Raw genomic sequence first — 21370 nt, forward strand, 5'->3', positions numbered from 1 at the left:
TAACGCTCGGCTTTTCTAAATAAAAAATTAAATTTGAGATGAGAATCAGATTTATGTGCATTTAGTTAATACCATTGCCAGGGCCGTTTTTTGCGATCGGTTTTTTAGCTTCCCCGTGAAGCGAAGCTATCCCGTAGGGAATTGCCCGCAATCGATCGTCGTCCATTCGATCGGCAAACCACCCCTCACAACCGGAATTAGCGACTGAGTAGCCCGATCACTCCCACATTTTGCCAACTCTGAGTTTTTCGAGTCCTCTCCCGGAGCCCGAAGCCTGTCTCTACAACGATAGGATGAGGTTGATGCGGGCCCCACGGGCGATCGATCCTCACAAACAGCACGGCCAGTACGTCTTTAAGGCTATGGCTTCGGGTAGGATTAGTAGGACGAGAGGAAGTGGATAAAATGAGCGCTAGCAGCAATTCAACTGAAATTAAGTTCGGAACCGATGGGTGGCGAGGACTGATTGCCCATGACTTTACTTTTGCCAACGTGCGAAAAGTCACCCGGGCGATCGCCAGTTACCTAGAAACCGCTTACCCAAAAGACCGCCCAGTCCTAGTCTCCTACGATACCCGCTTTCTGGCAGACGAGTTCGCCCGCACGGCGGCTGAAGTATTGGCAGATTTGGGATGGACGGTGAAAGTGGTCGATCGAGATTGCCCCACACCAGTCATCGCCTACAGCGCCAAGCATCTCAACTCTGCAGGAGCCCTGATGTTCACGGCTTCGCACAATCCCGCACCTTACTGTGGCATCAAATACATCCCCGACTACGCGGGCCCGGCAACCCCGGAAATTACTGATACAATTGTGGCCAATATTGCTGGTGCTTCTGATGCCCCCGCCAAAGGCAGCCACAACGATAAAATCTCCAGTTTTGACCCGAAACCCGAATATCTGAAGTTTCTTTATACTTTGATCGATGTGGAGCGGATTCGCTCTGCTAAGTTGAAGGTGAAGTACGACGCTCTCTACTCGACTTCTCGCGGCTATCTCGACGGCGTTTTGGAACACTGCGGCTGCGATGTCGAAAGTTTTCACACCTACCGCGACGTGCTGTTTGGTGGCGGAATGCCGGAACCCAAGGGCGAACAGTTAGTTGAGTTGGTGGAAGCTGTTAAGAAGGATTCGGCGGATTTGGGTTTAGCTACCGATGGCGACAGCGATCGCTTTGGTATTGTTGACGAGTTGGGAAATGTCTTGACTCCAAATACTGTACTGTTGCTGCTGGCGCGTCACTTGGTTAAGAATAAAGGATTGACTGGGGCGATCGTCCGTACAGTCGCAACTACCCACTTGCTGGACAATTTGGCCGCCAAGTACGGTTTAACAATCTACGAAACAGCAGTCGGTTTTAAATACATCGGCGAAAAAATGCGGGAAACTGCGGTGCTCATCGGTGGCGAAGAGTCTGGCGGTTTGAGCGTTTTGGGTCACATTCCCGAAAAAGACGGGATTTTGGCTGATATGCTAGTTGCTGAGGCGATCGCCTATGAAGGCAAACCGCTTTCTCAGCTAGTCGAAGAAGCCATTAAAGAAGCCGACGGCCCCCTGTACAACAAACGTTTGGACTTGCACCTAGAAGAAGCCCACAAAGCAGCCGTTTTGGAATCTTTTACCAAGAATCCCCCCACAGAAGTAGCAGGTATCGGCGTTAAGGAAATCGGCCGCAAAGACGGAATTAAACTTTATCTTGAAGACGGTGGCTGGGTACTGCTGCGGCCTTCGGGAACCGAACCCTTGATGCGCGTTTACATGGAAACCAATTCTGTGGAAAAAGAAAGCCAAGTTGCCCAACACATGGAAAAGGTAATTTCCCAGTTAGAACCTGTTTAAATTTCTACCTATTCCAACGGGGGTTTTTCCCCTAGCGCTTGGGATTGTGAGGTGCGCTTGGCGCACCTTACCTATTTTTGATAACTCTGGCAAAGCCTCTGAACATTAATCATCGATACTGCTGGGCCAGTTATATATTTGCCATACACTTGGATTTGTTTAAGTTTGGGAAGTGTAAATTTATTTATGTTTGTTTAATTTTTAATTAATTAAAAAAAATTCTCTATTTTTTCCCTCTCTACTTGACTTTTCCCCTAATCTTATTGTATATTATTATATAATGGGGTGTTTGCAAAAATAAAAATTTTACACATATTTCAATTATAAAACAAGTATACAAGTTAAATTATTAGCCTGTCAACCCGTTTATGAAAACAATTCCTCTGCTCGCCATTAGTTTTTTAGTAGCAATTTTAGTAAGCGCGATCGGCATTATCTCAGTGCAAAATGCCGCCCCAGTATCCTTAAACTTTATCTTTTTTCAATCGATACAACTGCCCGTAGGAGTAGTATTGGCACTGAGCATGAGTGCAGGACTGATCGGAGGTGCGCTACTGCAACCGCTGTGGAACATTTCAGATTCCCAAAACTCACGTCCTAAATTTCAGGCAAATCCAGAAGAATCCGACACCGTACAATATTAAAGAGATTTGATCGCTTAGAGGGAATATACCTGACCGTCAATCAGCAGCCGAGTAATTCCCTTAGCTCGCAAATAAGGCGCTGCTTTTTGCAGCATACTGCTGTCAGGAATTTTGAAAACCCTTTGATTGCGAGTAGCAAATCGGCGCGCCACTCGGTGATTGTCAAACACTGCCAGGGTTTTCTCGCGAATTTCCGCCGCCGGAATTTGACCCAGTTCGCCAAAAGCTTTTAGAGGTCTGGTGATTAACTCCGCTGCCCGATCGACCACCAAATAACAAATTTTGGGCAGAGATGCTTGGCTTAAAGGCAAAACTTGAATTTGTCCTGTACCCCGAAGCTCGATCAACTCGCCCGACGATAGTGAACCCAGGAGACTGCCTTCAAACAGAGAGTCTTCATCCTCTACATCTTCGTCGAAGTCGTCATCTAAATCGTCTTCATCCTCATCATCATCCTCCTCATCCTCGTCGTCGTCCTCGAAATCCCTAAAGTCTTCCCCTGCCAGCAGCCCTTCTGCTGGCAGCATTGCCTTTAGTTCACCAGTCACAACAGCGCGGTGGCTTGGATCGGCAAGATTGGCTGCTGGGGCATCTGGCACATCAGAGACATCCAAATCCGACTCTGCATTCCCTCGAATTTCGAGTTCTGCAACTGGTTTAGGGACTGATTCAGAACGCTTTCGGATCGTCGGTCTCGAATGTGAGGCTGACGGCTGGACAGGGACTGGCTCCGACAGGGGGACAGCTACAGGATCGATTTCGCCATCTGCCGACGACTCAGTAGCCGCCTCTGTCGCTTCAGAAACACTGCTGCGATCGGACAAACGCTTTTGTTTTTGCTGCACTAGAAATTCGTATTCCGGCTCCGACAAAGCACCCTGAAGGATGCGCCTCACAGTCGAACTGCTCACTCCGTAGCGCTTTGCCAGAGTGATAGTATTCTCGTTTGACTGTCGGTACAGCCTGATGAGTTCGCGTTTGTCTGAATCGGAGAGTTTTGTAGGCGTCATGCCAAGTTTCCCAGCAAAAAGACGTGAAAAGACGCAGGCTAGCAGTCAGCGAACTTTGATTTTTCATTTTCAATTTCAAGCTCAGAGATGCCGACAAGGGCAAAAAAGCTTTCGCTTCCCCATCGCTTGCCAAAGCAACCCCAATATCAAATCGCTAGGCTGCGCGACGACTGCGCCTGCTCTGGCGAGAACGGGTTGAGATGTCATGTTCCAAGATAGCTCCAATCCCAAACAGGATGGCACTGAACACAAAAAAGATTTCCAGCAAACTGCCGCTTTGATAAGTACCCTCAGCCTGAGTATCGCGCCATTTAAAGTACATATCTCCGATGTAAAGCGAAAAAGTTGCAGCCGCAATCATTCTCCAAGATTGGGAAAAACGTCCTCCCCAAAACGCCAGCAGCAGTGCAGTAGCAATAATCAGCAGAAAAACGTCCCCGACGATGTAAAACAAATTGATTGCATAGGCGTAAGGCGCCAGTTGCTTGTCCAGTGCCATCACCCATCCGGGAGCTTTGATTTCTGCTTCTTCTTCTTCGGGTGCTGATGCAGCATCGGTCGCGGCTGCTTTTACCTGTAACTTAGACGAATTTTCCAAAGCAGGCGCTCTTCCTGTGGCAGTGGTTGCTGGTTCAGATTCTGTCACTACTTCTTGAGTGGCTGCCGGAGCCATTCCTAGCTGGGTCCTCCAAGAGTCTGGTGCAGCAACCCAAATAGCTACAGCAATCCCGAAGGCTGCAATTCCCGCTAACAAACCCCACTGCCAAATATCTAGATTCAGCCGCTTGGAAGTCACAGCTACAACCATGCCTCCGATCAGTACCACATAGCTGCCCAGATAAAAGGCATCTGCTGGAGACACGTCCGGGTCTAACCCGAAATAGAGTTCCCAAATCCCGAACAGCACGCCGGCTATGAAATAGAACAGCATCCCCAGACCTATGCCCAGCCAGACGTTGCGCCCACTGACCATGTGGGGGCTTTGCCAGTTTCTAAAACAGACTAAAGCCGCTCCCAAGTATGCTCCGCATTCAAAAATATAAGTGCCGATCGAGTACCACAGAGGTAAACCCTCTTCTGCTGAGAGGGGGACGCTGAACAGCAAAAAGAACAGCAGCGCCATGACAGCCCAGACAATACCCGCAATCACTAGGGTCTGAGCTGACAGTAAAGATGAAGATGTAGATGACTTTTCTGAAGTGCTACTCATAGGGATTCCACGAGACCTAACTAGCGGTTGAACGCACCCCATCTCAATCTTTGATTAAAGATGAGGATTCTTTCGCCAAAAAACCTTAAAAAACCTCGATCTGACGCTTCCGGAATAACTGGCGTCCTCAGTGTGTCGTCGGGACTTTTGCCCTCGTACACTCTCGAAAGACTAAGCAAGAATAATATCTATTTACTAATTCAATAAATTAGTCGTTAGTCGATCTTGTACCCGGAAATATAATGATAGAAATCCGGTATATGTCTCCACCCTTAAGGTTTTTACAGTACCCTATCTATCTCTTAAATTCTACCATCAAAGGTTGAGGTATCTGTTTTTTTTGCTTTCACACTCCCCCACTCATATCAATAATTCTGGGTGGGGACTGCGATCGACACTGAGTTAAATTGCCAGACCATAGGTGGCATCCAAACCGAATCAACAATTTGGTCGATCAATACAAGTTGGCAATCCAACCTGTATATCCCCTACCCCCTACAGTGCAATTATCTAAGCTAAATTATCTCAGTCCAATTGTCTGAGCAATTGTCAAAGATTTTCTATCCTGCGATCCACAATTTGTTGAGGGCTGATTGTTTCAACCAATCTAGAAACTGAGTCCGATCCGAGGCTGGCATATCTTGCAGCACATCGCTGACTCCCTCAGCGAAGTCCGTATTGCCAAAATATGATTTCCCCAAACGGTGGAGTTCTTGCAATAAGGTCTTGAGATGCTGCTCTTGCCAAGCAGGCACCTTGTGATTTTGCAAGGGACTAACGGTTAGCCAATTTTTTATCGCATCAGGGGAGTCTGCCTGGGGGAAGTTTCCCTGCTGAAATACCTTGGCGATATCTTTCTGAAACGATGTGGCTTGCCTTGCGCCTAAGAGGTCTTCTACATCGAAGTAAACAGCTTGGAGCAGCAGCAGACAACCCTGCGCGAACAGCGGTGCTTTGGCTGCTTCATTACCTGCCGGTTCTTCACCGGCAAGCTGATCTAAACGGACTTTTCCCCAGACGCTATATCGATCCGGCTCTTCTAGCAGAACACAGGCTTTGCCTCGGTTGTCGGTTAAGTCCCGCCACAAGGCTCTGGCGTCTTCTGCTTGCTTGCCGTTGAAGGCGCTGATCAGGCGAAAAGTCTGCCCCTGATAATTGAGAATGGGAATTTGTTGATCCCGTTTTGGGTGTTGAAAATTGGTTATTTCAACATCCTGCCGTTTCAGAATAAACATGACACTGCGATTTGACTCCTGTCATGGCCGAGGTGCTGTGCTTTTGACACTCCCGATGCCTAAAGGCGAAGGGATTCTTGATTCAGCGAGTCCACTTAAATTAACAGGATTGCTCCCGATCACCTAGAGATGGTTCTCTCCTCAAGCGTTCCGATACTTTTTTGCTAACAAATGCTAACAAATATCTGAGCTGAGATTGTCTCTCAGCCTGAGCGTATAAATCAATGCACGAAGGAAAATCCCCCGCGCACAATTTACGACTGCTGTACTGGCAACGCTTGATTTTCGCGCTCGTGCCGAGCGGGCGATTGACTGTTTTGCTTTGATGCCGTAGAGGAAGCTTATATAGAGGCTCCGTACCATCAGGGCTTTTCACCTGAGTCTTTCAATCCTAGTTCTACCACATTTTTATCAAATATCAAGTCGAGAAGAATGTTAGCAAACATAACTAAACATCAGCCAATTAGTCATTCTGTCTCAACTCATACCTAAACTCAGGGAACGATCTCTGGTTTTTCGGTAATGCGGTCAGCGTTTTAGGCTTTGCCACTAGGGGATGTTAACACAACCAATAGAAATCTGGGAAAAAGCACTTGTGACTCTTGTGCTGTCTGAGTTCCGTCTTAATTGGGAGAGAGATCCGATCGACCAAATAGTTGGGTTTCACCTCGACCTCTAAATACTTTACCCGAGTTCAGGTCCTACCTAGTTTTGATTGTAAATTTACAATTGTGCTGTTTGCAGGTGAGTCCCTCCAGCTTTTGTCACATACAGTCTTGGAGGCACAGACACTCTCATAACCTTGGTTTTTTTTCCCGAACCATCGCGCTGCACGCCATATTTTTGTACATCACAGAGCTTTCTACGTAAGTCATCACATAATTTACTTGCTCGATCGCACACTGCACCGATACAATAATCTTGTTAGCGATTTTTGAGTTGGGTGCGTAACTCAGTTGGATAGAGTAGCTGCCTTCTAAGCAGCGAGCCGCAGGTTCAAGTCCTGCCGTACCCGTTACACAAATTCAATGATATCAAGGGTTTCAGCACTTTTTTCCCGCCAAGGAAAGAGGGGCTGAGATCTTATTTGCTTGGGATTTGTTTCCGATGCCCGAATCCGAAACAAATCCTTAAAAAAGCCCCGCCTGCCAAACTGGGCGAATCTGCCTGCTTCTGGGCGATCGACACTGCTACCCTTCTGAGTAGAGGTTTGCCCCAGCCGATGTGCTACCATAAAAAGGCTATTGTGTCAATAGCCTAGCTCCTGCGATGTTCAAACAGCACCAGCAGCAGGTTGTGGGCCGAGTAGCCCTCAGGGGTTATCCTTAGTAATCAGGCTAGTTTCCGATAGGTTTGGATATGTTCCCAACAACTCTATTTCATATTCCCCAAAATTTAATGCTATTACTCGACCGCAGCGCGATCGACCGATTAAAGCCCCTATTGGCGCAAGCAACCGGAATGCCTATAGTTGCATCGGAAAATACGGCAACAATTGCGCTCGTATTGGTTGCTATGGGAATTCTGGGTTGGGGATTTTATCGCGCCAGACCTTTTGGCAAACTGGGAATTTTGGCTTGGTTGCAGTCTGTTGCGCTGATGAGTCCCTGGCTGCTGTTCTTTGGTTTGTTCGCCGCCGGAATTTACCTCAATCTAGTGGCGGTATTGTTGCTGCTCGTGGCATCCACGGGATTGTACATTTATCTGGGCCGGCAATTGCGTAAGGCTGCATCGGATACAGTGCTCCCGCGCCCGGATGCTGCTGAGGTAAAGTCTCAAAGCGATGCTTTCTCCGCTCCTGACTCGCAGGGAACACCAGGCCCAGAAACCATTAAGATCGTGACATCCTCGCCTGCGAATAAGGAATCAGAAATAATTCCCGTTCCAGTTGAAGACCTGAAGGCAATTAAAGGCATCTTTGGAATTGATACTTTCTTTGCCACAGAAACGATTCCCTATCAAGATGGGGTAATTCTCAAAGGCAATCTCCGGGGAGACCCAGAACAAGTACACTCACGTTTGACGGCAAGTTTGGAAGAAAAATTAAACGATCGCTACCGCCTATTTTTAGTAGAAAATCAGGACGACAAGCCCGTAGTTATTATCTTGCCCAGCACCAACGACCCGCAGCCAACAACCGTGTCTCAAAAAATCCTAGCAGTCGTGCTGCTGCTGGCAACAATTGCTACTAGCTTAGAGACAGGCGGTTTGCTGCTAAGTTTCGATTTCTTTAACTCGCCGGCTAGATATCTAGAAGTTCTGCCAATTGCAGCCGGAATTTGGGCGGTTTTAGGCTCTGGGGAAATTGCCCGCAGAGTGCTGGCAAATCGGTACAAGGTTCGCTTGAGTTGGCCGTTTTTTATACCAACTTTGCAGATAGGTTGTTTTGGAGCGATCGACCGTTTTGAGTCGCTGCTGCCCAACCGTAAAGTTTTGTTTGACATCGCTTTTGCCGGCTCAGCGGCTGGGGGAATAGTTTCTCTGCTAATGCTGGTAACGGGTTTGCTGCTGTCTCACCCCGGCAGTTTGTTTCAAATTCCCGCAGAATTTTTCAAGGGATCGGTTTTGGTGGGAACTTTGGCAAAAGTGGTTTTGGGTTCGGCGTTGCAGCAGCAGATTGTTGACGTTCACCCGCTGGTAGTTATCGGTTGGTTGGGCTTGGTAATAACGGCGATTAATTTGATGCCGGCGGGACAGTTGGACGGGGGTAGAATCGTGCAAGCAATCTACGGTCGGAAAATAGCCAGTCGCACTACTTTGGCGACTTTTGTGGTGCTGGCCATCGTTTCTTTAGTTAATCCTTTGGCTCTGTATTGGGCGATCGTGATTCTGATTTTACAGCGAAATCTGGAGCGGCCGAGCCTCAACGAGCTGACTGAGCCTGACGACGCTCGCGCGGCTTTGGGTTTGCTAGCTTTGTTCTTGATGATTGCTGCGCTGTTGCCGTTGACTCCGGCAATGGCTGGCCGTCTGGGAATCGGGAACTAACAGTAGTCGGGCATCTCTGGTAATAGGCTCTTGGGTTGCGGTAAATTAGTGGAATCTAGGAATTGAGCGATCGAACTGGGGAACTGAAGGGCGAGCTGGTTCCTAACTACTAATTTCCAATTAAGACCCGCGCCCAGGGCAATTTATCTACTACCAAAAGTTGATTTTTTTATAACCCAAAATTTGTTTAAACTTGAGCGATTAAGTTTAAATAACTTATCTGAGCCTCTAGGATAAAGTCATGGCTAATCAACTTCCTCCTGTATTGGTAACTTTTGATGCAGATGTTTTAATGACTGGCAGAACCCAAGTGTGGCAAGAATATGCCAAGGTGGGAACTTGCTATATCCCGGAAGTAGTGTACGACGAAATAGATCGTCTGACAGGGCAAGCGGTAGAAAAAGCTCAAGAGCAAGTAGCTAGAGAGTTTATGCGATTTTTTGCCGACAGTGGCTGGATTGCAACTGACGCTCAGGAAACACACCGAGCTCTCGAACCTTCGATCAAAAATCAAAGCAAGCCAGCAATGCTCGTGGTGGCGACGGCTCAGTGCGTTTACGGTTTGGCTCAGGAACACCCGGAGGCATTGGTGATTTTTGTTTCCAACAGCCAGCCTCTGCTGAAGCGGCTGGCTTCTGTAGGCGCTACGAATCTCTGCGGGATTACCGGGGCGATGCTGTTAAATTGGGCGAGGAAAGGAGAACGCCCGCCGGCGGCGACTCAGCAATTGCAAAGTTTGATGCGTACCCTCGCAGAACGCAAATCGACTCAGCGCCCTAACAGCAGAATTCAGGATGCTGCTGTAGGCAAAACGGGGGCTTCTGCTAGCCAGTTAACGGGAACCCGCGGCGCTTCTGAATTGAAGTCGGCCAGCAGTTTTACTAAAACTAATAAAACGGGTTTGACTGAGAAGCGCAGTGCGAGTTCGCGCCCCAAAACGCCGCGGCGCAGTCGCGAGGAGTCGAGAGATTACGAGCCGGCTGTATATCGCATGAAACATATTACACCTCCGAAAAAAAGGAACAGCGGTTTTCTGTCTACTGTGTTCAATTTTTTGGGAGCGTTATTTTTCTTAACGGTAGCGGTAGGTATTTTGTGGCGAGTGTTCGATGTTAGGGGTTTTAGAAAGACTTTTGTGCCGGCTCTCCCGCAGCCTGTGCAACAATTTGTTAAGTCGATCGACCCTAAATAATCTGGTTGTCTGAAAATTCTCCCTTCAGATCCGGCTGACTGGTGTCTTCGAGCATCGTTAATCTTGCACCTTCGGAAACTGTGATAGCACGCTTGGTTAACAAATCGGTTCCCTCCCCTAAATATAGCGGTAAGCTGCTTGTGGCGCATCCTAGGGTTAGAGTTCCTGGCCTTAGTCCGCTGGGGGTTTTCAACGGCTACTATCAGAACAGAAGATGAACGCTTCACTTTACCGCTCCAAAAATCCATCGCCATGCTGAACTGGAACGCAATCATTAGTGGATTAGGACAGGCTTTTGCGGGTGTTGCTTATGCTTTAGTCTTTTTTGTTCTTCTTCCCTTCAGACAGTACGATTATGCAGCACCAGTTGGGGCAATAGCAATGGCGATCGCCCTTACTGTAGCAATGAATTGACTACTATCTGCATCGTTGCTAGCTGGGTGGAATTGGGTAGCTGCATTATTTGGTTTTGAGATAGCCCTGATGTTTTTTGGTAGCAAGTTTATGGGAGATGGGCTGTTAGTGGCAAGTCTTTTATTTTTCGGAACTATCATCCTAGGAATCGCGAGCGTTCATACCAATTTTTTGCAACAAAAAACACTGCTAGCTGTGGGTTTCTGTACGGTATTTTTCCTAGCTTCAATGTAATTTTTTTTGATTTGCAGCTATGCGAGCTAAGGCAAAAATTCGTTTCAGGGTTCTTCTACCCAGATGCTGCCGCTGTTGAATCAAAGGGTATAAATTATCACCGATAATCCCAAACAATTGTATTTGAATGGCAAAACTGCGAGCTCACGCATATTGACCGTTATGAGGTGACAGTGAAACTAGATTTTGGAGGAGATGAGACATTGATGTGGCCCTATGCGGATGTTTGGTAGCAGGATGTCAAAACTGCTACCAAACAGAAATCGCAGTAATTTACATGATAAATGTCATAGTTAAACACGCAGATGTAAATCGCCTCCGACCCATAAACCTCAATAAATTTCTCTCTTTATCTTATCTTTTCGCTGTCTCTTCTCTGTGCGTCAAGAGCGTTCTTTGCAGCTCATTGATTCTTTAAAGCTGGTTCAGTCCCTTCTACAGGTCGAATAATTGCGGGTTTATTGGTAGATTGTTGCTGAAAAAGTGCCTTGAGTGCCAAGTCAAGATTTTCTGCAATGACGATCCGGTTTTCGTATACCGCAATAACTCTGACTAAAGTGGGCAAACTATTGCGCTCGGCTTCTAAGTAAAGAGGTTCCACATACAGTAAAGATTGTTCAATGGGAATTACTAATAAGTTTCCTTGAATTGCTTTGGAACCCTGGCGATTCCAGAGAGATATTTGTTCGGAAATAACCGGATCTTGGTTAATTAAAGCTTCTATTTGTTCCGGGCCGTAAACTAATCGCTGTTTGGGGAATAAATACAGCAGCAATTTTCCGTACTCGCTACCATCCGATCGCCCTGCAATCCAAGCAATTAAATTGTTGCGACTTACTGGTGTAAATGGAAGCAGCAAAATAAATTCTTCGGCTTTTTCAGTTGGCAGCTTCATAATCAAATAATACGGTGCTACGGGCTGCTGTTCGCTGCCATAAATTTCATTGGGAACTCGCCACAAATCCTCCCGATTGTAAAACACTTGCGGGTCATCCATATGATAAGTTAGCAAACGTTCGGATTGAATGCTCAACAAATCTACTGGATATCTGATATGTTTGCGGAGAGCCGGAGGCATTTTGTCAAGGGGTTTGAAAAGTCCGGGAAAGATAGCAATCCAACTGTTAATAATCGGATCAGAGGGATAGGCAACGTAGAAGTCAACAGACCCGTTGTAGGCATCAATTACTACTTTAACGGAGTTGCGGATGTAGTTAAACTCATGATTTCCCGGGTCAGAATACGGATAGCGATCGCTCGCTGTATAGGCATCGATAATCCAGTAAAGATAGTTGGGATATTTATCAGTGGCCGAGGGTGAAGGTTTAATCTCGTTGCCATTTTCATCTTTTTCTTTTTCTATATCTTCATTGCTAAGATTGGCGTTTGCTACTACTAAATACGGGTCGGAATCGTAGCGTAAAAAAGGAGCAATCGCCCGGACTCTTTTGTTAATATTTCGGCGGTACAGCAATTTAGTTTCTGGGGTAAAATTGCGCGTCAGCGCCATTTGCCAATTTTTGAGATAATTAGCAAACAGCCAGCGCCGCCACATAGAACCGAGCTCAATTCCGCCCCTACCGCTGTAAGTATTGTAAACATTGTCTTCGCCGCTGGGATAGTCGAATTCTTTGACTTTTGTGGGCGCCATCGCGTCTGTATCAGTTACTTCGCCGTAGTAAATTCGCGGGTAGCCTATCGGAATACTGGCGCGAATTTGATCGCTCGTTACTTCTAAAGCAGTCTCTCCTTTCTGGGCTGCCACTCCAATATCTTTGACAAAATAATCGGGTAAACCGCCGACACCGACTGTATTTACCGGAGAAAGAGTAAAGCCGTAACCGTGAGTGTAAACCAGGTGTTCGTTCACCCAAGTTTGAGCTTCGGGGGCAACTGCTGTGTAATCTAATTCCCGCGCTGCCAGAAACACTTGTTGGCTTTCAGAATCTCCCTTTTTTGCTTTTTCATTTTTGATTGTGTAGCGCTCGATATCGGCATCAGGAAATGTATAATAAGGTCTAATTTGCTGTAACTGTCGGTTGGTTTGCAGCAGCGGCAGCTTGTCCCACAGCCGGATGTTGCTAATAGTAAGTTTATTTTTTTCTAAGTCTGCATAAGTAAGTTTCCCGGCGGGATCGAAAGTTTTTATTTCGATTTCTTTGAGGTCAAAGGCTTCTTGAGTAAAGGCAATGCTGCGCTTGAGGTACGGCTTTTCTCGTGCTAGTTCGTTGGGTTTAACTAGGAGTTGCTGCACAAGTGTTGGCATTAGCAAAGTTCCCAATAAACTTAAAGTTATCCACGCTAAAGTAATCTTTTTTATGAGTTCATTTTTAATTTTGAGTTGGTAAACCTGGCACAGCATCAAAAGTGCGATCGCCCCCGCCAAAATACTCAAAAATCCATAGCAGGGCAGCCGCACCGTCACGTCAGCATAATTCGCCCCGTAAGTAACGTCTCCCCGCGAATACAGCAATGCGTAGCGCCCCAACCAGTAGCGGAATGCAACGGCTAGCATTAAAGCTGCACCCAACCCGTACAAGTGCCGCTGCTGCGATCGAGAAAACCCCAAAAATATCCCTTGGCTCAGGCTATTTCCTGACAGCAAATATGTTAAAGCACAAGATACTAAACTGTACAAAAATACAACTGTCAGCCCGAATCCTAGCAAATCTAAGATTGGCAAAATAAATACATAAAAGCTAATATTTTGATTGAAAAGAGGGTCGGTTGTGTTAAAATTAATAGGGTGAAAATATTGCAAAACATTTGTCCAGCGACTGGCGAAAATAAGCCCGATCGCTAAACTGAGAAAAAGGGCGATCGTCCGCAGCCAAAAATCCGGCTTAATTGCCACAGCTAAGATTGCGCCCAGCAGCAAGCCCAACTGCCCCCAGTGAGAAAATAGCTGCACTGCTATTTGCTGGATTGACTCAATTCCAAACTGCACGGGCGGTGTCGGCAAATTGTCAGCTAGACCAAAATAGGTGACGCTGTTTGCAGCTAACAGCCCGCAGTGAATTACTGTCAAAGTTGCGATCGAACTCAATCCGAATACCGTCAACAGCAGCCAGGAAAAGGTAATTTGGGATTTCGCAACCGGTAATTCGTAATTCTTCCCAGTTTTGTTCGCCCTCAGTGAAGCGAATAGCGCCCCCGCAACCGGCGATTTCATTTCTTCTGCGGGATGTTGCAGGCGGCGGGCTAAAGCCAAATTTCCCAGCAAAAAGGCAGAAGAAACAGCAATTGCGATCGCCCCCAGCAACCCTTGAGTTTTCAGCTTTAACAGAAAAACCTGAAGATATCCAACTTCCTGAAACCAGAGAATTTCTGCCGCAATGCGGGAGGCCAACTCCAAAACCAGCCACAGCCCTACAATCAGTAGAATTATTTGATAAATTCGCCTATTAGTCATTAGTTATTAGTCATTAGTTATTAGTCATTAGTTATTAGTCATTAGTTATTGGTTGAATGATAACTAATATCAGGCTCAAGCAATTGCCCCTCCCGAACGATGCTTTTTCCGCAAGAGTTGGAGGCATTTTTATTCATGGTAATTGACCGGACATAATCTGACTCCTGCTTGCCTGTCAACTGCCAACTGCTTTCCTGTCAACTGACTAATGACTAATGACCAATGACTAATGACAAACTAGCTGTACTGCTGATTGACATCCACATCCAAATTAAACAGTGTTTGCAAAGTTTGCATCGCTTGCCGCCGCGCCTCAATATCCTGCTGAGCGCGCAACTGTACCATCGGATCGTGCAAAATCTTATTCACAATCCCCCTGGTTAAAGATTCAATCACATCTTGATGTTTCTCCGAAAATTCCGCACCCAGACGTGATAAAGCTTTTTCTAACTCTTGTTCCCGAATCAATTCTATCTTATCCCGCAAACAGCTAATAGTAGGAACTGTTTCCAGACTGCGCCACCAGAGATCGAAAGCCTCTACTTCCTGTTCCAGCAAGCCCTGAGCTTCCATTGCCATTTTGCGGCGACTTTCGTGATTTTGAGCTACCACTGCTTTCAAGTCGTCCACATTAAACGATCGCACATTAGCGAGTTCGTTCGCATCCGAGTCAATGTTGCGTGGCACAGAAATATCCACCAACATCAAAGGGCGATTCGGGTCTAAAACCGATTCCAATTTAGCTTTATTTAACAGTGGCTCAGTAGCTGCCGTACTGGTAAAAACCAAGTCAGAACTGGCAATTACCTGCATCATTTCCGAGAGCTGATACAGGTGCAATTCAGCATCTTTAAACTGACCGGCCAACTCCAGGGCGCCACGCACAGAGCGGTTAACGATCGAAATATGGCTAGCTCCTTTTGAGAGCAAATGCTGTACCAAAAGCCGCGACATTTTGCCAGCACCGATAATCGCAATTTTGCTGCTTGCTAAATGCTGACCCTTCATTTGAGCCAATTCTGCAGCCGCCGAAGAAATCGAAACTGCACCGGTACCGATGCTAGTTTCCGTGCGAACTCGCTTCCCTGCTGTGAGAGCTTGCTTGAACAAGCGCTCTAAAATTCTGCCTACACCTTTGTACTGCTGGGCGAGTTTGTGAGTTTGTTTCACCTGAGCCAAAATTTGTCCTTCTCCGAGCACCAAACTGTCGAGACCAGAAGCCACTCGCATCAAGTGCATCACGGCATCTTCGTGCAGCAAAATAAACAGGTGAGGGCGCAAAGACTGCAAAGGAACTTTACTGCATTCTGAAAGGAACTGAATAACCTCTCGCACACCCGGTTCCGACTCGCTGGTAACAATATAAATCTCTAAGCGGTTGCAAGTGCTGAGAATAGCAACCTCTTGAATGTGCGGGTAGCCGCGCAATTGGGCGATCGCCGCTTCAACTTTCTGTTCTGGAATGCTCAGTTTTTCGCGAACTTCTACCGGCGCTGTTTTGTGGCTGAGACCTACGACTGCAATATTCATATCTGTGATTTGTCACTATTTCTTTCTTAGTTGTTAACAGTCACCTGTTATTAGTTCTTAGTTTATCGCTAATTGCTAATCATCGGTGACTGTTAACCGTTAACTGTTAATTGTTAACATTTAACTGTTAACCACTAACTAATCACTAATTCAATTGCAAAGATTTCGGCTGGTCAAACATATGGATTGTATCCACAAACCGAGCAGTTTTCGACTGAGAAGAAATTACCAAACTTTCAGTGCGAGCGCCGCCGCCAAAGAAGCGAACTCCATCCATCAGCGTTCCAGGAGTAATCCCGCAAGCTGCAAACAGAACTGTTTCTCCAGATGCCAACTCTTCAGCATTGTAAATCTTGTCTGGGTCTGTGATGCCCATCTCGTTCAGGCGGGCGATATTGCTCTCTTTGCTTTCACCGATCAAACCAGTTTTTACAACAGCCGGATCGTAAATTAACTGCCCTTGGAAGTGACCGCCCAAGCAGCGCATTGCTGCTGCGGAAATCACACCTTCCGGTGCTGCGCCAATACCCATAAGTGCGTGGATGTTGGAACCAGAAAACGCGCAAGAAATCGCTGCCGAAACGTCGCCGTCGCTGATCAGCCGAACTCTTGCACCCGCTTGCCGAATTTCATTAATTAAATCTTTGTGTCGGGGGCGATCCATGACCACCACCACCAAATCTTCAATACTGCGGCCGAGACAATCAGAGATAATTTTGAGGTTTTGGGTTGGCGTTTTGCGAATATCTACATGATTCTTAGCAGCCGCAGGAGCAGCCAATTTGTTCATGTAGAAATCCGGTGCCGCAAACAAACCACCTTTTTCAGAGATTGCCAAAACTGCCATCGAACCGTTTTGACCGTAAGCCACGAGGTTAGTACCTTCGCAGGGGTCAACAGCGATGTCAATTTCGATCAATTCATCTAGGTTGCAGACATCTTTGGCATCTTCGCGGGTACAAATACCTACTTGTTCGCCGATGTAAAGCATGGGTGCGTCATCGCGTTCGCCTTCGCCGATCACGATGCGACCGCGCATATGAATTTTGTTCATGCGCTCCCGCATGGCTTCTACAGCCACTCTGTCGGCTTCATCTTTCTCGCCTTTGCCCATCAAGCGAGCGGAGGCGATGGCTGCCTGCTCAACTACTTCGATAATCTCTAAACCGATTACATTGTCCACGAACTAGATCCTCCCAACTGCTGATGCGTGCCTTGTGCTCTTTTGCACTCCCAGCAATCAAGTTTATCAGAGGCGGGGATCTGTGCGAGCGCAAGCAGTTGCTTAGTTTGTGTTAACTTTTGCTTCTTTGAGACTGGGGCTGGAAAATCTGGGTTCAACCAGCTCAAAGATCGATCACCCGAATGCTTCACTCTTGCTCGATCGATCGCACGCTGGCCCCTATGCAAGCGGGAACTCGCGGACTCCGGAGGTTCCGGGGGAGCGATCGGCTGTTTCAGGCAACTTGTCAGCCCGAGTGGCGTTAAAGGTTTTATGATTAGTTTGCGATCGCACGATTTCTCAGAAACCCGGTTACTGACCGGATTTATCGTTCCTAAACCCAACATTTGGGTAGAAACTCATCTGTTGCACCATTGTCAAGAACAGGCAAGATGCCTGTTCCACAACAACTGCATTTTCTTGTGGGGAGTAGGGGTTGGGCAGGAGAGCCCGCCCATAGAAGGGTTATTGATAATGGTGGAACATCTCAGTAGAAACCGGGTTTCTGAGGGTAAGTCCTAATGATGAGGAATCACATGGACAGCCGCCAATCGGGACGCACTAGACTTTATAAGCAGGAAGCAATAAAAAATGATGATGAAAGCCCAAGATATTATGACCACAGAAGTTGTCACCATTCGCGGTTCAGCGACTGTAGCTGAAGCAGTGGCGATGATGAACGAACTGTGTTTGCGCGCTTTAATTGTGGAACGCCGCCACGAACAAGACGCCTACGGCATTGTCACGGAAACGGATATTGTTTACAAAGTAACAGCCTACGGAGTAGACCCCCAGAAAGTCCGCGTCTTCGAGATTATGACCAAACCGTGCATCACGGTGAATCCAGACTTGGGCGTGGAATACGTGGCGAGGTTGTTCGCCAATACCCGAATCCGCCGAGCTCCGGTGATTAAAGACAAACTGCTGGGTATTATTTCGGTAACGGATATCTTGACAAAAAGCGATTTTGTCGAGAAGCCGAAAAGTGTTTTATTTGAGGAAGAAATCGAACAGGCGATCGCGGATGCCAGAACTATCTGTGCCGAGAAAGGCGCTACTTCTAGAGAGTGCGCGGTAGCGTGGGATATTGTAGAGGAAATGCAGGCTGAGGCTTCTCATCAGCGATCGCTGAAGCTTGAGAAAACGGCTTTTGACGAGTATTGCGAGGAAAATCCCGAGGCGGCTGAAGCCCGGATGTACGAGAGTTAATTTAGTTATTAGTCATTAGTCATTAGTCATTAGTTATTAGTTATCAACTCTTATTTAGGAATTGATAACTAATACCTAACACGCGGAAGTTGCTTGTTTTATGCGAGCCTCCCGAAAAATCAAAATCTTAAGTGTTTGGCCCCATCATACAAAACACGTTCAGCTTGTTACCATCAAGATCCCGAAAATATCCCGCATAAAACCCCGGCAACACGCCTCTTGGTCCTGCTGCTCCTTCATCCTTAGCCCCAAGTTCGATCGCTTTGTTATAAACTAAGTTGACTTTTTCGGGACTGTCAACTTGAAGAGCTATCATTACTCCATTGCCAACAGTTGCTCTGTTACCATCAAATGGTTTTGTAATAGCAAGTGCTGGTCGACCGGGAGAAACACTCCATGCGATAAATTGGTCTAATTCCATAAATCGTCTAGCGCCAATTTCAGCAAGCAAAGCATCATAAAACTTTGCTGCACTTTCAATATCGTTGGTACCGAGTGTAACGTATCCGATCATATTTTTTGTCTTCTAACTGATGTTAAGATTAAAAAATGTTTGAGCAAATAACAACTGAGTTAAACTGAGCCTTAGCAAACCAAAGCTACAGCTCAAACATCATTTTAGATCCTAACTCAAACTATCTCGGTTTTGTCCGATCCAATGATTTATTGCCCATCGCTAATACACTCGGGAGTGTCTCTACTTGGACTGTTGACGATCGCACTTACCGCCTTTGCTTTCATAGCTTCGGAAGCATAAGGCTTTAACAGGGGCAAAACTTCCTGAGCATTTTTAACAGAAGGATCTAGCCACTGTTCCCAATCGCTGTCGGGGAGAATCACTGGCATTCGATCGTGCAGCGGCTCCACTGTTTCGTTAGCAGCGGTAGTAATTATACTGCAAGATACTATGTTTTCTTTTTCGGGAGATTCCCAATTTTCCCACAAACCGGCAAAAGCAAAAGGTTCGCCGTCTGCCTTTTGAAAATAGTAAGGCTGTTTGTTCTTTCCCTGCTGTTGCCATTCGTAGAAACCGTCAGCGACTATCAAACATCGCCTGTGCTTGATGGCGCTGCGAAAAGCAGGTTTTTCGGCTACAGTTTCCGATCGCGCATTGATCATCTTGCTGCCCATTTTCATGTCTTTTGCCCAACTTGGAATCAAACCCCAGCGCATGAATTGAAACTGTCGCTCCATTTGCTTTGGAGAAGCTGTGACTGTCGCCACTGATTGAGTTGGGGCGATATTGTATCGCGCTTTGATGTCGGGAACTTCCGACAGTTTGAAGAATTCGGCGATGATTTGACCTGAAGTAGTTAAAGTGTATCGTCCGCACATAATTTATAGTTGGTATTAACGCGGTTTTTACCGATTCCGGCAGTTCTACAGTTGGGTAATCCGGCATTCTGGCAGGGGTTTAAACGCCTGCCTCAACGCTAAAGTCGGTTAAAACTGAGATATTGCAACATTCTTAATTACTTGTTTAGGAACAGGCAAGATGCCTGTTCCACAAGAGATGAATTTTATTGTGGAACAGGCATCTTGCCTGTTCTTGACAATGGTGCAAGATGTAAGTTAAAACCGACTGGAAATACGATCTCAATATCTATCTATTTTAGTCCTATTTTAGAAGACTTTAGCTATGAGATATGGGTTAAAAACCCCTCTCGGACTGTCGGGCTAAACCGGGCGGGCGGGACACCCACCCCACAATAAAATTCATTCTTTGTGGAACAGGCATCTTGCCTGTTCTTTGGATTTACCGTTGGGTGGGGGGGGGTTTTCGAGATGATTGGTTTGAGGAAATTATTGTTGGTAAAACCCGCCCCTACGAGACACTGGTAAATTGTGGAACATTCGCAGACAACCATTCAGCGCGCAACTTTTCAATAGCTAATTCTTTGAATTTAGCTTCTACTTCAATCCAAGGAGCCTGATAATAACAATTAGGCATTTCTGTAATTACATCGCTGTGGCGCGGGTCAGCAAAAAATTCTCTGCCATTTGATATGTGTACTAATTGCGATTCAGGAACCGACCAAGTTGTGCGGGCTGCTGCGAACATTTCGGCAACGCTGGGGTCGTCATAACTTTCTAAATGTTCGTGAATGACGTGGTGGTGGGCGTCAAAAACCATTGGTACGCCGGTATCGAGACAAACTTCTAAAATTTCCGAGGAACTGTAAGCGTATTCGTCATTTTCAAACGTTAAGCGCGATCGAATTGATTCTGGTAAGTCGCGGATGACTGATTTGAGCTGCGAACTGCGATCGCTCTTGCCGCCGTGAATGTTCATCAGTGCCTGGGGCGATCGGGGCTGTCCCAACATATCTAAAATTAAAGCATGAGTGGCGAGAATTTTAATGCTATTTTCAACCACAGAAAGCTTGTCGGAACTGAGCACCACAAATTGATCGGGATGGAGTACCAAGCGGATGCCCAAAGAAAGAGCGCGAGCGCCCGTAGTCCGCAATTCCTCAGTCATGGAGTCTAGCACTGCTTCCCCCAAATCTGTATCTGCAAAAGGGAACAGTGCAGAAGTCATCCGGTAGAGCTTAATCTGATTAGCTGAACAGAAGTCGATGGCTTTGTGAAGCCGTTTTAAGTTGTCTGCATACAACTCGCGCAATACTTTTTCTTGTTCAGCTTCCGAAAGCTGTAAAAGTCGCTTCCGGGTGACAGTGCGAAAGCGCACTGCATCGGATGTTGTAATGCAGACTAGCCCCAATTCCGGCAATTTTTCCTGTTCCAATACTTGGTTAATCCCGCTCATTTAGCAATAATCCCTAACTTTAATTTTATGTTAAGTAGGTTTCTCGTAAGGACTTGAGTTTTTAGTCTAGAAGTTTTTAGGTACTACTGAACCTGCCGAAAGAGTCCGGCCGAGATTGAAAACTCTGGCGGACTCTGGGGACAGGTGCAAGATGTAATTAGTACAAACGTGAGTTGTTATCAAAAATCTAATGAACCGCCTCGCAGATAGCATATCGGTGCTAATTTAATCGATATAACTATTGCTGTGTTTCGGCAGACTCAGCCTCTTCGTCGGGCCGTGCGGTGGCTACAGGATTTTCCATTGCTTCATTATGGAACGGATAACCGGATGTTTCTTGATTTAGCGGGTCAGCGGGTTGGTCCGCAGGGGATGTAATTTGACCGTTAGTGTTGGTATTGGGTTTTGTGGAAGATCCTTTATGGCTGGCGTGACCGCTACTCATCTTTTTTTCCTCAATT

Annotated in this window: 18 protein-coding genes and 1 tRNA gene; 8 read left to right on the top strand and 11 right to left on the bottom strand. The window is 46.6% G+C overall.

The window, feature by feature from the left end; translation table 11 throughout:
* Nucleotides 1-405 precede the first annotated feature (405 nt).
* Nucleotides 406-1839: a phosphoglucomutase/phosphomannomutase family protein gene (locus QUA47_RS02420; protein ID WP_333219245.1), complete on the top strand. Its 1434-nt coding sequence runs from the start codon at nt 406-408 to the stop codon at nt 1837-1839.
* 368 nt (nt 1840-2207) lie between these two features.
* The gene (locus QUA47_RS02425; protein ID WP_333284988.1) at nt 2208-2483 is read left to right on the top strand and encodes a LapA family protein; all 276 of its coding nucleotides are present in this window, start codon (nt 2208-2210) and stop codon (nt 2481-2483) included.
* Between the two features lie 14 nt (nt 2484-2497).
* Here QUA47_RS02425 and QUA47_RS02430 read toward each other — a convergent pair whose 3' ends face one another.
* The 3 genes from QUA47_RS02430 to QUA47_RS02440 form a co-directional block, all read right to left on the bottom strand.
* A complete protein-coding gene (locus QUA47_RS02430; RefSeq protein WP_333429580.1) occupies nt 2498-3493 on the bottom strand; it encodes a hypothetical protein in 996 nt (331 codons plus the stop codon).
* A 154-nt stretch (nt 3494-3647) separates the two neighbouring features.
* Nucleotides 3648-4703 carry a hypothetical protein gene (locus QUA47_RS02435; RefSeq protein WP_333429581.1) on the bottom strand — a complete coding sequence of 352 codons (1056 nt, stop codon included), beginning with the start codon at nt 4701-4703 and terminating at the stop codon, nt 3648-3650.
* A 560-nt stretch (nt 4704-5263) separates the two neighbouring features.
* Nucleotides 5264-5938, bottom strand: coding sequence for an Npun_F0813 family protein (locus QUA47_RS02440; protein WP_333429582.1), 675 nt, complete (start codon nt 5936-5938; stop codon nt 5264-5266).
* Between the two features lie 941 nt (nt 5939-6879).
* On the opposite strand from QUA47_RS02440, the gene QUA47_RS02445 reads away from it, so the two are divergent.
* Nucleotides 6880-6953 (top strand) — tRNA-Arg (locus QUA47_RS02445).
* On the opposite strand, the gene QUA47_RS02450 is transcribed toward QUA47_RS02445, so the two are convergent.
* On the bottom strand, nt 6954-7172 hold the full coding sequence (locus QUA47_RS02450; protein WP_333429583.1) for a hypothetical protein: 219 nt from the start codon (nt 7170-7172) through the stop codon (nt 6954-6956).
* A 125-nt stretch (nt 7173-7297) separates the two neighbouring features.
* Between QUA47_RS02450 and QUA47_RS02455 the strand changes: the two genes are divergently transcribed.
* The 3 genes from QUA47_RS02455 (at nt 7298) to QUA47_RS02465 (ending at nt 10532) form a co-directional block, all read left to right on the top strand.
* Nucleotides 7298-8926, top strand: a complete 1629-nt coding sequence (locus QUA47_RS02455) for a site-2 protease family protein (RefSeq protein WP_333429584.1) — start codon at nt 7298-7300, stop codon at nt 8924-8926.
* 241 nt (nt 8927-9167) lie between these two features.
* Complete coding sequence (locus tag QUA47_RS02460) at nt 9168-10118, top strand: PIN domain-containing protein (RefSeq protein ID WP_190661473.1); 951 nt, start codon at nt 9168-9170, stop codon at nt 10116-10118.
* Between the two features lie 138 nt (nt 10119-10256).
* The gene (locus tag QUA47_RS02465) at nt 10257-10532 is read left to right on the top strand and encodes a hypothetical protein (RefSeq protein ID WP_333429585.1); all 276 of its coding nucleotides are present in this window, start codon (nt 10257-10259) and stop codon (nt 10530-10532) included.
* A 637-nt stretch (nt 10533-11169) separates the two neighbouring features.
* Here the strand turns inward: QUA47_RS02465 and QUA47_RS02470 are convergent.
* From QUA47_RS02470 to glpX, 3 genes are all read right to left on the bottom strand, one after another.
* A complete protein-coding gene (locus QUA47_RS02470; RefSeq protein WP_333429586.1) occupies nt 11170-14178 on the bottom strand; it encodes a UPF0182 family protein in 3009 nt (1002 codons plus the stop codon).
* Nucleotides 14179-14415: 237 nt separating this feature from the next.
* Nucleotides 14416-15708: a glutamyl-tRNA reductase gene (locus tag QUA47_RS02475; RefSeq protein WP_333219229.1), complete on the bottom strand. Its 1293-nt coding sequence runs from the start codon at nt 15706-15708 to the stop codon at nt 14416-14418.
* A 145-nt stretch (nt 15709-15853) separates the two neighbouring features.
* Nucleotides 15854-16891 carry a class II fructose-bisphosphatase gene (glpX, locus tag QUA47_RS02480; protein WP_006631470.1) on the bottom strand — a complete coding sequence of 346 codons (1038 nt, stop codon included), beginning with the start codon at nt 16889-16891 and terminating at the stop codon, nt 15854-15856.
* A 109-nt stretch (nt 16892-17000) separates the two neighbouring features.
* Between glpX and QUA47_RS02485 the strand changes: the two genes are divergently transcribed.
* Together QUA47_RS02485 and QUA47_RS02490 are read left to right on the top strand one after the other, a co-directional pair.
* Entirely contained in the window at nt 17001-17207 is a 207-nt protein-coding gene (locus tag QUA47_RS02485; RefSeq protein ID WP_333429587.1) for a hypothetical protein, read from the top strand.
* Nucleotides 17208-17521: 314 nt separating this feature from the next.
* Nucleotides 17522-18139: a CP12 domain-containing protein gene (locus QUA47_RS02490; RefSeq protein WP_190661461.1), complete on the top strand. Its 618-nt coding sequence runs from the start codon at nt 17522-17524 to the stop codon at nt 18137-18139.
* 127 nt (nt 18140-18266) lie between these two features.
* On the opposite strand, the gene QUA47_RS02495 is transcribed toward QUA47_RS02490, so the two are convergent.
* The 4 genes from QUA47_RS02495 to QUA47_RS02510 all read right to left on the bottom strand — a co-directional run bounded on the left by QUA47_RS02495 (nt 18267) and on the right by QUA47_RS02510 (nt 21354).
* Entirely contained in the window at nt 18267-18653 is a 387-nt protein-coding gene (locus QUA47_RS02495) for a VOC family protein (protein WP_333429588.1), read from the bottom strand.
* 149 nt (nt 18654-18802) lie between these two features.
* Nucleotides 18803-19474, bottom strand: a complete 672-nt coding sequence (locus QUA47_RS02500; RefSeq protein WP_333429589.1) for an SOS response-associated peptidase — start codon at nt 19472-19474, stop codon at nt 18803-18805.
* A gap of 490 nt (nt 19475-19964) precedes the next feature.
* A complete protein-coding gene (uvsE, locus tag QUA47_RS02505; protein WP_333429590.1) occupies nt 19965-20909 on the bottom strand; it encodes a UV DNA damage repair endonuclease UvsE in 945 nt (314 codons plus the stop codon).
* Nucleotides 20910-21147: 238 nt separating this feature from the next.
* Nucleotides 21148-21354 carry a hypothetical protein gene (locus QUA47_RS02510; protein WP_006631475.1) on the bottom strand — a complete coding sequence of 69 codons (207 nt, stop codon included), beginning with the start codon at nt 21352-21354 and terminating at the stop codon, nt 21148-21150.
* Between the last annotated feature and the right edge of the window lie 16 nt (nt 21355-21370).

The organism is Microcoleus sp. MON2_D5 (genome assembly GCF_036701905.1).
GTDB lineage: Bacteria > Cyanobacteriota > Cyanobacteriia > Cyanobacteriales > Microcoleaceae > Microcoleus.